Raw genomic sequence first — 11078 nt, 5'->3', positions numbered from 1 at the left:
AGGCCGGGTCGGGAGCCGTGTCGCGGATGGGGGCGAGTGCCATGGAACGGTCGTCTCAGCACGTCAGAAGCGGGTTACCGCTCGAGCCACTTGGGGCGGCGCCCCGGCGCGCAACGGCGCTTGTGCGCGCCGCCAAGCGACTCCACACTCCTGCCCACGGCCCCAAGTTGTCCGACAACCATCTCGGCGGCCGCCTGTGTCCTGCCACTCTGGTCCGGTCGGCGCGCAGGGGCGGGAACCGGCCCTGCGCGGCATCGGGGGAGCATTCGGGGGGACACATGGCACGGGCGGTCGGACGCGCCCTGGCGACGCTGGCGGCGGTGCTTGTCCTGACGGTTCCCTCGACGGGGGCTTCGGCGGGCGACGGCACCACGGTTCCGGACTGGCTGGACCGGACGGCGAGAGAGATGGATCCGGGCAAGGGACAGGGCGGCACCCTTGTGGTGACGGTCGGGCAGCCGCTCGCCCTGGGCGAGGGTGATGTGCGGGCGGGCATGGAGGGTGTCGTCGAAGCCATGAACAAGCCGGACGTCCGGCTGGTGGTCGTTCAGGAGAGCCCTGACAGCGGGCCGGGCGGCGCCTTGCTCCTGTTGCTCGCGGACAGCGCAGTCGTCCCCCGGGACGCCGGCATCAGCACACTGTCCCAGAAGCTTCTGCAGTCCGCCAAGGAGCTGCACCTCTGTGACCGGACCAGGAACCGTCTGTGCCAAGCCCTCGCCCAGCGCAACGGCAAGCACGTCCGGGCCGGGGACCCCGGCCCCGAGTCCGATCCGCGTATGGCGCAGGACGAGCAGGCGGCACTGGGGAAAGCCCGCCCCCCCGAGGGCACCGAACCGCACCGGCTCGTGTTGCCCCCGCCCGACGGCACGGACGGAGACGGCACCGGTCCGCCCGTGACGCTGCTGTTGACGCTGCTCACCGCCGGGGCCGCACTGATCGCCCTGGCGGTCCTCCGGACGAGGTACCGGCCCGCGTCCGCCGCCGGAGGGGCACGCGACGCCGCCCTGCCCGCATCCACCGGACCTGCAATCGACTCCTCGTCGCCGGCCCGTACCGCCGCATCCGCGCCCGCGCCGCCGCGGTGTCCACCGCAACGGTCGTGGCCCGCGGACCGTGCGGAGCCCGCCCCGGGCGGTTCGCGCGCCGTGCCGGCCGGCCCAGTCCGTCCGGCGACCGTACGCACCGGCCTGCATCCACAGGGATACGTGGAACTGGACGGCTGGCTGTACCGCGCGAGTTGGGCCGAACCGTATCTGGCCCCGCCGGCCCCCGGCGAGACCGTCGACGTCACCGACTGCCGGGCCGGAGCCCTCCTCGCCTACGCGCCCGGGGACTGCCGGAGCTGACACGAGAGCCGGACACCGGCGCCGAAGCCGGCGCCTGCCGTGCGCGCGCCGAACCGCAACGAGCGACACCTGCACCACAACACGGACACGACAAGGGGATCACGTCCCATGAACCCAGCGATTCCGGGCCCACCGACCACGCAGCCGCAGGGTCTGCCCGCCGCGTACGCGGACATCGAGCTCGGCAACAACGCCCAGCGGCTGCCGCTGCTGCTGTGCCTGGACATCTCCAGCTCCATGGCGGGCGAGCCGATCCGGCTGCTCAACGAGGCGCTGACCCTGTGGGGGCGTGAGATCCAGGAGGACGTGGGCCTCAGCTCCAGCGTCGAGATCGCCGTGGTGACCTTCGGGGGCGCCGGGATCGGAGTCTGGCAGGGCCCGAGCCTCCTCGACCCCCGGACCACGGCCAGTCCCTTCGTCACCGCCCATCAGTTCCGGCCGCCGCAGCTGACCGCCTCTGGCGTCACGCTGCTCACGGAGGCCGTGGAGACCGGGATACGCCTGGTGGCGGCACGGAAGACGGAGCTTCGCCGGTCCGGCCTCCAGTACTACCGCCCGCAGATCTGCCTGGTGACCGATGGTCTGCCGACCGACAGCCAGGGGATGGCGACGGATGCCTGGCGCAGGCTCGTCCCGGTGCTCGCGGCGGAACAGGGCGCGAAACGCTTCCGCTTCTACGCCTTTGGTATCGGCGGGATCAGCGAACGCGGTCAGCAGGTGCTCCGGGAACTGGCGCCGAAGTACCACGCCACGCTCAAGGGCTTCCCGTTCCGCGACCTGCTGCAGACCATGTCGGCGAGTGCCAGCGCCGAACAGCAGGGGGCGGAGGAGGAGACCTTCGAGCAACTGTTCAACCGGTTCAAGACCCAGCGGTCGGCCTGGGACTCCTGAGAGCGGCAGCGAGGGTGAGGGACCATCGGGTGGCGCGGGCCACGGAGACAGGACCGGTCGAGGGCCGGGCATGGCGCGTGCACGGCATGAGCGTGCAGGGGTACAGGCACGCCCAGCAGGGGATGCCGTGCCAGGACGCCTGGGGGACGACGCACACCGGGCCACCCCGTTCCAGGATCACTGTCCTGGCGGTGGCCGACGGCGCGGGCAGCAGACCGCGCTCGCAGGAGGGTGCGCAGCTGGCGATCCAGCTCGCCACGTCGGTGTACGGGGCGCGTCTGGCCGAGTGGGACAGGGCGCCGCGGAACGCCGAGGACCTTCGCGGGCAGCTGCAGGACGCCTTCCTGGAGGTGCTGGACGCGTTCCTCGCCGACACCCGGGCGCTGTCCGGCGACCGCTCGGGCAGCAGTGCCGGCCGGGACGGCCCGGCGGACTTCGCCACCACCCTCACCGTGGTGGTGCTGGGTACCGGCTGGCTGGGCTGCACCTCGCTGGGGGACGGGTTCGTGGTGCTGCGTGCCGGCGAGGAGGACGGCGAACCGCAGTTCCATCTGCTGCCGCAGCCCGAGTCCGCAGGCGAGTACGGCAATGAGACCACGTTCCTCAGCTCGGCGGACGCCGCGCTGAGGGTGGGGATCGCCTGCGTGCGGGACGACGGCGTGGACGGCGTTGTCGTCTCCACCGACGGTCTGGCGCAGGCCGCGCTGTCCGGTGGGCAGGGACCGGTGCTCTCGGTCAACCGCTCGTTCGCCGCCTCGGTGCTGCGCTCGCTGGACCGTCCGGGCCCGGACCCGCGGTCCGACGCGCGGGAGTTGCGGGCGCTGCTGCTGTCGGACCGGCTCACCGCACTCAACGCGGACGACAAGACGCTGGTGCGGGCGGTCCGTACGACGGACGGTCCGGGGTTCGGAGGGGAGCTGCCGTGACGGGGCGGAGGGTACTGCTGGACGGCAGACCGGTGGTGCTCCTGGAGCAGGCGCTGGGCTCGGGCCTGGAGGCCGCCGTGCATCCGGTGGAGGGCACCGACGACCTGGTCGTGAAGGTCTACCATCAGCCCGACGCCGCGCGTGAGCACCGGCTACGGCGGATGCTGGCGCTCAACCCCCTGGCGGGACGCCCGGTGGACGGAGGCCAACCTCCCGAACTGGCCTGGCCGGTGGGGCTCGCGTACGGAACGGACGGCGGGTTCCTCGGCTACGGCATGGGGCGTTTCGCGGGGCCGGAACACGTCCAGCTCATGGCGCTGTTCAACCGGGAGCAGCGGCTGCGCAGGTTCCCCGCGGAGGCCGACTGGCGGTTCCTGCTCGGAATCTGCTGGAACCTGGCGTTCATGACGGCCAGGCTGCATCACGAGGGCCTGATCATCGGTGACTTCTCGGCGAAGAACGTGGTCGTCGACCAGCGTGGCTTCGCGACGTTCCTCGACTGCGACTCGATCGGCTTCGCCGCCCCGGGCACCGGTGAGACGTTCCCCGCGACCCTCCACACACCCGACTACGCCGCCCCCGAGCGGCTGCGGGGCGAGCCCGGCAGTGTGCCGAGCGACGACTTCGCGCTGGCGGTCCTCGTCTACCAGCTGCTGACCGCCGGGTATCACCCGTTCGGCGGGGTGCCCCGGGACAGCGAGGACGACGTCCAGATCTCGGACAACATCACAGCCAGCCGCTCGTTCGTCGTACGGCCGGAAGCCATGATCATCCCGCGCGGCCTGGTCGATCCGGCGGTGCTCCCGCCGGCCGTGCTGGCCCTGGCCCGGCAGGCGTTCGGATCGGGACTGCTCGACACAGCGCAGCGTCCGTCGTCACAGCAGTGGCTCGCGGCTCTGGAGGAGTCGCGGGCGGAGGGCGCGATCACGATCTGCCCGCGGCGGCCGAGGCACGCCCATGGGGCCCATCTGGCGCGTTGTCCCTGGTGCGACCGGGCGGACGAGACGGGGCACGACGCCTTCAACGCACCCGAGCAGACACCGCAGCCACCTCCCACGGGGTCGCCACCCGTGCCTGAGCCGCTCTCCCCAGGGCCGGTTATCCACGGAGTCACGCCGCCTCTTCCCGCCCACCCGCCGGGGCAGCAGGCTGCGCCTTCGGACGGAAACGACCCCTGGTCGGACTGGATCAAACCCCTTCTGATCGGCGCAGGCGTGGTGCTCTTCTTCCTCCTGCGCTTCCACTGGGGGGTGTGACGGCATGACGGACACCCTCCTTCCGCCGTCCGTCGAGGGACCCCACAGCAGGGTGTTCGACCGAATCGCCGAGGAGCTCGGCCCCATGGGCCCGGAGGCAGGCAACCTCCCCGTCATCCTCCGTGCCGCGGGGATCCGCATGACGCAGCCCATGCGGGTGGCGGTCGCCGGCCAGATCAAGCGCGGCAAGTCGACACTGGTCAACGCCCTGCTCGGCGAGGAAGTCTGTGAGACCGGTCAGCTGGAACTCACCTTCAATGTCGCCGAGTTCCACCACGCGCAGCGGCCGCGGTTGCTGGTCCACTTCAAGGACGGACGTCCGGCCGAGGAGTGGCCCCCCGATGCGCTGTCGCGGCTGACGGTGCGTGACGCCGCGGCGCTGCGGCGACTGCGTGCCATTCGCAAGGTCGAGGTCGGTCGGCCCAGCGCGCTGCTGCGCCGCTTCCGGCTCGTGGACACTCCGGGGCTCGGCAGCGTACACGGCACCGATGCCGACAACACGCTGTCCTTCCTCGGAATCGACGATCCGGTGGAACGCGAGGACGCCGCCCGGGTGCTCGGGGAACTGGGCGGGGACGCTCGGTCGGTGCACGACCTGAGCGCGGCCGAGATGGACCGGGCCGACGCGGTCGTCTTCGTCTTCAGCCGTGGTCTGGGCCGGGCCGATCAGCAGGCGGTCGACTGCTTCGCCGGGGCGTACGGGGCGGTCGTGAGCCCGCTGAAGGCGTTCGGGGTGCTGTCGCGCAGCGACCAGTACTGGCCCCCGATCGGCGAAACCGGTCGCGACGGGATGCCCGCCGACCCCTTGGATCACAACCCGATGGAGACCGCGCGCCGCATCGCCGACGCGTACGCGAGACGGCCCGCCGTGCGACGCGTGTTCCGCACGGTCGTACCCGTCGCCGGCCTCCTCGGCATCGCCGCCCAGCGCATGCCTTCCGAGGCGTTCGGTCCGCTGTCGGAACTGGCCAACGTGCCACCCCGGCAACTCGCGGACCTCATGGAGGACGTCGGTCACTTCTGCGGCCGCGACCATCCGCAGCTACCGGTCCCGGCCGGCGTCCGTGCCGATCTCGTCGGCCGGATGGGGGCATGGGGGGTCTTTCTGGCCTGTGGCCTGCTGCGTGAGGGGCTGGGAGAAGACGCGGTACGGCGGAGTCTGCTGGAGAGCAGCGGTGTGCTCGCGCTGCGGGCGCTGGTGCTGCGGCATTTCGGGAACCGAGCCGGGCTGATCAAGCTGGACCACGGTCGCCGCGAGATCGCCGACGAGGTGTCCCGGCTTCGGGCCACGGCGCAACTCACCGGCCGGCCGGTGCCCGCCGCGGCGGACCGGGTGGCCGCTGTGCTGGAGCGGCTCCAGGTCACCGATCCGGGGCCGGCGGAACTGGCCGCGCTGCGCGCGTACTACCACGGAGGTCTCGACCTGACGGCGGAGCAGGAGTCCCAACTGCTCGCGGTCACAGGCGAACAGGGCACCAGCTGCGCGGCCCGTCTGGGACTGCCCGTCGGCACACCCGTCGGCACGCTGCTGGCGACGGCTCGCCGCCGCGCCGCCCAGTGGGCCGCCCTGTGCTCCGACCCGCTGCTCGACGGGCCCACCCTGACCGTGGCGCGGGCGGTACTGCGCTCCTACGAGCGGGTGGCGGACCAGATCGGCCGGGCCTGGCAACTGCTGTACGGCGACGAGGACGAAGGGACCGCGCGATGAGCTGGGAACTGGACGATCCGGGCGCCGGTGCCGGCGTCGACCCCGCGGCCGACGTGGACCTCACCGACTACCTGGACCCCGCGTCCCCCATCAACCTCACGGATCACATGCTCCTGGGCGCCCCCGTAGGCCAGCCTGCCGTGGCGGTCCCTCACGAGGACAGCGGGGCGGCGGCTCCGGCGCTCGATCCGGCCGTCGGCGGCATTCCCGACCTGCCGAACTTCCATCCGGGGCAGAGTGATCCCACGGCGGTCACCGGAAACCCCGGCGAAGCCATGGAGGTGTGGCGCCCGCACACCGGTGAGAACGCCTGCGCCATCGGCGCGCAGGGCATGGTCCTGACCTATCTCACCGGACAGGAGTTCAGCGAGCAGCAGCTCACCCAGGAGGCGGCGAGCATGGGCTGGTTCGACGGTTCCGGCACCGCGCCCGACGATGTGGGAAATCTGCTGGAGTACCACGGTGTCCCGGTCGAGCACGTCGAAGGGGCGACCCTGGAGCAGCTGGAAGAGGTGGTCGCGAGTGGCGGCGCTGCCATCGTAGGGCTCGACTCCAGCGAGATCTGGACCCCCGGTTTCGACCCGGCCGACGACCCGGTGGGCGGTGTGCCGGGCATCCCGGGCCAGGGTGCCGACCACGCCGTGTGGGTCACCGGTTTCGACCACAGCGACCCGGCCAACCCCATGGTGATCCTCAACGATTCCGGGCATCCGGACGGACAGGGCCTGGAAGTCCCGTTGGACGAGTTCCTGGGGGCGTGGCAGGACTCCGGCAACCTGCTGGTGGCAGCCGGTTCCCCCGGGGTGGTGCCGGCATGACCCGCACCGGTCGTGATCTGCCGCGCTGCGAGGATCTCGTCAGGACACTGCGCCGCTCACGGACCATGCGCGAGGTCGCGCCCATGGAGTGCGGCATCGCCTGGCCAGTTCCCATCGCGGTGCTCCAGGACGGCGAGCCGCGGGTCTTCGCCCGGCTGCCGCTGTTCGTCCTGCGTCCCGATCCGGCCGGCGGCGCCGATCTCTTCGCGCCGTTCGCCACTGCCACCCTGGACTGGTCCACCGGGCGCCTCGTCGAGTACTCCGACCTGCGCTTCAAGGAGCCGCACCGCTCCCGGCAGGAGTGGGCGCACCCCGTTGGCCGATTCCCCCATCCCGCCGTGGAGGGGCTGTCACATGCCGGGTACCGGGCGCTGCGCACCCGTTTGTTCGGCACGTACGACGAACTCTTCGCCGCGTTCTCGCTCGGGCAGCAGCCTGACGGGGCGGTGACCGCGGAGTTCCGCGCGCTGCTGGGCCGGCTGCTGGAGCCGTGTCTCGTCCCCTGCTACCGGCGACTCGCGCCCAAGTTCCTCCGGCAGTACCTGCCCGGCGATCATCCGCCCGACGAAGGGTGAACCACCATGCGGCACAACACCATCAGTCGTCTTCGCACCGACGTGCTGGCCGCCTATCCGAAAATCCTCGACGAACTGCTGGACGAGCTCGGTCCCCGGCAGCGGGAACTGCTCGCGCGGTCCAGGCAACGCCTGGAGGCCGGCACCTGTCACGTGGTGGTGGTCGGAGAGTACAAGCGCGGCAAGTCGTCCCTGCTCAATGCGCTGATGGAACGACCCGGTCTGTTCCCGGTGGATGCCGACGTGGCCACCTGCGTGGTGTCCACGCTGGCGTGGGGAGCCGAGGAGCGCGCGGTGGTGCACCTCGGGGACACGGGCGCCGGGGGCGTCACGCGGCTGGAGCTGCCGTTGCCGGAGCTTGCGGAGTATGTCACGGAGCAGGGCAACCCCGGCAATCACAAGAACGTCCGGCTGGTCGAGATCCAGGCCCCGGTACCGCGACTGGAAGAAGGCCTGGTGGTCGTCGACACCCCCGGGGTCGGCAGCGTCAACGGTGAACACACGGCGGCCACCCGCGCCTTCCTGGAGCGAGCCGACGGACTGGTGTTCGTCTGCGACGCGATCGAGCCGCCCGCCACGTACGAGCTGGACTTCCTGGGCGAGGCCCTGGAGAAGTGCGAGGTGGTCGTCACCGCCGTCACCAAGACCGACAGGGTGCGGGATGCCGGCCCGGTGGTGGCGACCACCCGCGACAAGCTCGCGGTACGCACCGGAAGGCCGGCCGACGACCTGGTGATCGTGCCGGTGTCCTCCTTCCGCAAGCTCAAATGGCTCAGGGACCGCACCGACGACCGGTTGCTCACCGACTCGGGATTCCCGGAACTGGAGCACGAACTGTGGGAGGGGCTCGCCACCACGAGTTGGGCCACACAGCTTCGGCAGGCACTGGACGGGCTGGGCGACGCCCTGACGACGGCGGGATCTCCGCTGGTGAACGAGTTGGCCGCGCTGGAGTCCGACGAGTCCCTCCGGCGGATCCGCCGCCAGGTCGAGGAGACCACCGCCCGGCTCACACAGTTGAGTTCCGGCAGCGCGAGCTGGCGTGCCGAGCTGACCCGGCGCTTCGAGGTGGACACCCGGCAGGCCCGCGCGGCGCTGCAGGACGCCTTCGACGCGGTGCTGCGCCGCTATCAGGAGATGGTGTCCGCCGGATCCGACCCGGGCTCCGACGAGCTGATCGGCGAGGTCGCCTCCGGCATGCACGGGGCGCTCACCGAGGCACGTGACCGGCTGGCCGGCGTGGCCATGCAGATCATGGAGGACTTCGCCCGGCTGACCAGTCTCCGCCTCACGTCGCCCGAGGCACCCCAGCCTCCCTTCACCCCCAGCATCGCGGTCCCGACGGTGCCGCTCAACGTCCGGCCGGCCCGCGTCTTCGACCAGATCCGGGCGAGTTGGTCCACAGGAATGGCGGGCCTCGGAGTGGGAGCAGGCGTCGCCATGATCGAACCGTTCAGCGGCATGGTGGTGGCAACCGGGCTGGGCCTGATGGGCTTGGTCCACGGCGTCCGCAACCATCGGCAGGATCTACGCGAGCGCGCCCAACGCGAGCGCGACGCACGGCTGCTCCAGCTGGTCTGCCAGGAGATCGCCGCCAACCGGCGGCACGCCTCCGAAGCCTTCCAACACGCCTACGGGGACATCGCCCAGTCCATGGTCAAGGAACTGAACAGCCAACTCGCCGCACAAGAGGAGTCGCTGACCGAGTCGTGCCGCAGACTCCACGAGACGAGCCGACAGACCAAGGAGACCCACGCACACAGGCGCGGTGAACTGCGTACCCGCCAGGAGCGCTACCGCCACCTGCAGGGGGAACTCGACCGGCTGCGCTCCCGCGTGGACCGCCTGGCCACGCGGTCGGCAGCACCCCCCGCACCGCGGCCCGCGCCGACGGAACCTGCACCGCGCCCGGCGCGGCCGGGAGTGCCGCAGCACGCCGCACCGGCCGCACCCTCTGGGGTTGCCGCCATGGCCGGGGCCACGGCGGCAGCGGTGGCCGGCGAGGTGGCGGTGGACCTCGCCCTGGACGCCGCACTGCACGCGCTGGGCCAGGGCGTCCCGGCCGACACCGCGATCGCCGTCCCCGGCCAGGAGGCAACCCATGTCGCCGGGATGGACTTCCCTTCGGATTCGGCGGGAACCGACACCACCCTGCCGCCGGAGATCGGCGCGTCCTTCGACCCCGACCAGTTCGACACACCATGAGCGACGGCACGACCAGCGAAACAGCGGGCCGCCCCCACGGCGTGGTCTACGGCATCGACTTCGGCACCTGGACCTCCGCCTTGGTGGTCCTGCGCCAGGGGCACCCCCCGCTGCCGGTACGCGACCCCGTGAGCGCTCACGGGGCCACCTCGGTACGCAGCGCCGTGTGTCTGCTGCCCGACGGATCCATGGTGGTGGGGCAGGCGGCCCAGAACGCGCGCCTGCGACGTCCCGAGCATTTCCGGGCCGAATTCAAGCGGGAGTTCGGCGAGCCGTTCCCGCACCGGCTCGGCGAGCGCCGTTTCACCAGCGAGGAGCTGACCGCACGGGTTCTCGGCTTCCTCGTGGCACAGGCCCGCCGTGCCGTCGGGGCCGAGCCGGACCGGGTGGGGATCAGCGTTCCGGCCACGTGGGAGCGAGCCCGCAGGGGGCTCATGGTGGACGCCGCCGAGGCCGCGGGCCTTCCGCGGGAGACGGTGGAAGTGCACACGGAGCCGGTTGCGGCCGCCGTCCACGCCCTGCACGATCACGGGATGGACCGGGAGCGGACCATTCTGGTGTACGACCTGGGTGGTGGCACGTTCGACCTGGCGATCGGCCGGGGGACCCGGGACGGCCTCACCGTCCTCGGTTCCCCCGGCGGCCTGCCCCATGTCGGCGGGCTGGCCATCGATCAGGTGGTCCTAGGCCTGATAAGGGCCCGTTGTCCCGCCGCCCTGGATTCAGTGCGGTCCTCCGACCCCGGCGCCGACGTGCTGCGCCGCAGGACGCAGCTTGCGGAGGTGTGCACAGCCTTCAAGCAGCAACTGTCCGTCTCCTCTGAGCATACCGATCTGCTCACCATGCTTGATCCTCCCGTCGAGGTCACGGTCAGCCAGGCCGAGCTGAGGGAGGCCATCCGCCCGCTGCTGTCGGACACCGTCGCGGAGTGCGAGCGAGTGCTGCGGGCGCACGGCCTCGGCTGGGCGGATCTCGACCTCATCGTCCCGGTGGGCGGCAGCTCCCGGCTTCCCATGGTCGGTGAACTGCTGGCCGCCCGCTCCGGGCGGCCGGTCATGGACGTGTCCGAGCCGGAACTCGCGGTGGCCAAGGGGGCGGCCTGGCTCGCCTGGGACGCGGTTCGCGCCCGTGTGGCCGACCCGCCGTCCCTTCCCGACGCGCCGCCGGAACAGCCCCGTCCGGGACGTACGTTCCCGGCAGGGGTCAGAGCTCTGCTTGACGCCGGTCTGACCGATCGTTTGGTGCTGCAGGCGGTACGACGTGCCCGAACCTGACGTCCGGTCGTTCGACGGGCTCCCGCTGGCCGATCACTGGCATCGGCTGGTGCGTATGTGGGGGGCAAGGCACGGACTT

Annotated in this window: 9 protein-coding genes; all 9 read left to right on the top strand. The window is 71.6% G+C overall.

The genetic code is table 11. The features are described from left to right. Nucleotides 1-278 precede the first annotated feature (278 nt). The 9 genes from JK361_RS18815 (at nt 279) to JK361_RS18775 (ending at nt 10999) form a co-directional block, all read left to right on the top strand. Nucleotides 279-1346, top strand: coding sequence for a hypothetical protein (locus JK361_RS18815; RefSeq protein WP_201819387.1), 1068 nt, complete (start codon nt 279-281; stop codon nt 1344-1346). A 108-nt stretch (nt 1347-1454) separates the two neighbouring features. Then, nucleotides 1455-2237: a vWA domain-containing protein gene (locus JK361_RS18810; RefSeq protein ID WP_201819385.1), complete on the top strand. Its 783-nt coding sequence runs from the start codon at nt 1455-1457 to the stop codon at nt 2235-2237. An 86-nt stretch (nt 2238-2323) separates the two neighbouring features. Further along, complete coding sequence (locus tag JK361_RS18805) at nt 2324-3163, top strand: PP2C family serine/threonine-protein phosphatase (protein ID WP_201819383.1); 840 nt, start codon at nt 2324-2326, stop codon at nt 3161-3163. Beyond that, nucleotides 3160-4419, top strand: coding sequence for a protein kinase domain-containing protein (locus JK361_RS18800; protein ID WP_201819380.1), 1260 nt, complete (start codon nt 3160-3162; stop codon nt 4417-4419). The genes JK361_RS18805 and JK361_RS18800 overlap by 4 nt, the downstream gene beginning before the upstream one ends. Nucleotides 4420-4423: 4 nt before the next feature. Then, nucleotides 4424-6127 carry a dynamin family protein gene (locus tag JK361_RS18795; protein ID WP_201819377.1) on the top strand — a complete coding sequence of 568 codons (1704 nt, stop codon included), beginning with the start codon at nt 4424-4426 and terminating at the stop codon, nt 6125-6127. Beyond that, nucleotides 6124-6945 carry a C39 family peptidase gene (locus tag JK361_RS18790; RefSeq protein WP_201819375.1) on the top strand — a complete coding sequence of 274 codons (822 nt, stop codon included), beginning with the start codon at nt 6124-6126 and terminating at the stop codon, nt 6943-6945. Before JK361_RS18795 ends, JK361_RS18790 begins: the two co-directional genes overlap by 4 nt. Continuing rightward, nucleotides 6942-7520, top strand: a complete 579-nt coding sequence (locus JK361_RS18785; RefSeq protein ID WP_201819373.1) for a hypothetical protein — start codon at nt 6942-6944, stop codon at nt 7518-7520. Before JK361_RS18790 ends, JK361_RS18785 begins: the two co-directional genes overlap by 4 nt. Nucleotides 7521-7526: 6 nt before the next feature. Further along, nucleotides 7527-9725: a dynamin family protein gene (locus tag JK361_RS18780; RefSeq protein WP_201819371.1), complete on the top strand. Its 2199-nt coding sequence runs from the start codon at nt 7527-7529 to the stop codon at nt 9723-9725. After that, complete coding sequence (locus JK361_RS18775) at nt 9722-10999, top strand: Hsp70 family protein (RefSeq protein ID WP_201819370.1); 1278 nt, start codon at nt 9722-9724, stop codon at nt 10997-10999. Before JK361_RS18780 ends, JK361_RS18775 begins: the two co-directional genes overlap by 4 nt. Nucleotides 11000-11078 lie beyond the last annotated feature (79 nt).

The sequence above is a fragment of the Streptomyces musisoli genome (genome assembly GCF_016741855.1).
Lineage (GTDB): Bacteria > Actinomycetota > Actinomycetes > Streptomycetales > Streptomycetaceae > Streptomyces > Streptomyces musisoli.
Note: the sequence above shows the minus strand (reverse complement) of the source record. Positions and strands in the feature narration are given on the sequence as shown.

What these genes read in the sequence shown, in the direction of transcription:
- JK361_RS18790 (WP_201819375.1), top strand. Translation starts at nt 6,124, where the DNA reads ATGAGCTGGGAACTGGACGATCCGGGCGCCGGTGCCGGCGTCGACCCC.
- JK361_RS18775 (WP_201819370.1), top strand. Translation starts at nt 9,722, where the DNA reads ATGAGCGACGGCACGACCAGCGAAACAGCGGGCCGCCCCCACGGCGTG.
- JK361_RS18805 (WP_201819383.1), top strand. Translation starts at nt 2,324, where the DNA reads ATGAGCGTGCAGGGGTACAGGCACGCCCAGCAGGGGATGCCGTGCCAG.
- JK361_RS18810 (WP_201819385.1), top strand. Translation starts at nt 1,455, where the DNA reads ATGAACCCAGCGATTCCGGGCCCACCGACCACGCAGCCGCAGGGTCTG.
- JK361_RS18815 (WP_201819387.1), top strand. Translation starts at nt 279, where the DNA reads ATGGCACGGGCGGTCGGACGCGCCCTGGCGACGCTGGCGGCGGTGCTT.
- JK361_RS18785 (WP_201819373.1), top strand. Translation starts at nt 6,942, where the DNA reads ATGACCCGCACCGGTCGTGATCTGCCGCGCTGCGAGGATCTCGTCAGG.
- JK361_RS18780 (WP_201819371.1), top strand. Translation starts at nt 7,527, where the DNA reads ATGCGGCACAACACCATCAGTCGTCTTCGCACCGACGTGCTGGCCGCC.
- JK361_RS18795 (WP_201819377.1), top strand. Translation starts at nt 4,424, where the DNA reads ATGACGGACACCCTCCTTCCGCCGTCCGTCGAGGGACCCCACAGCAGG.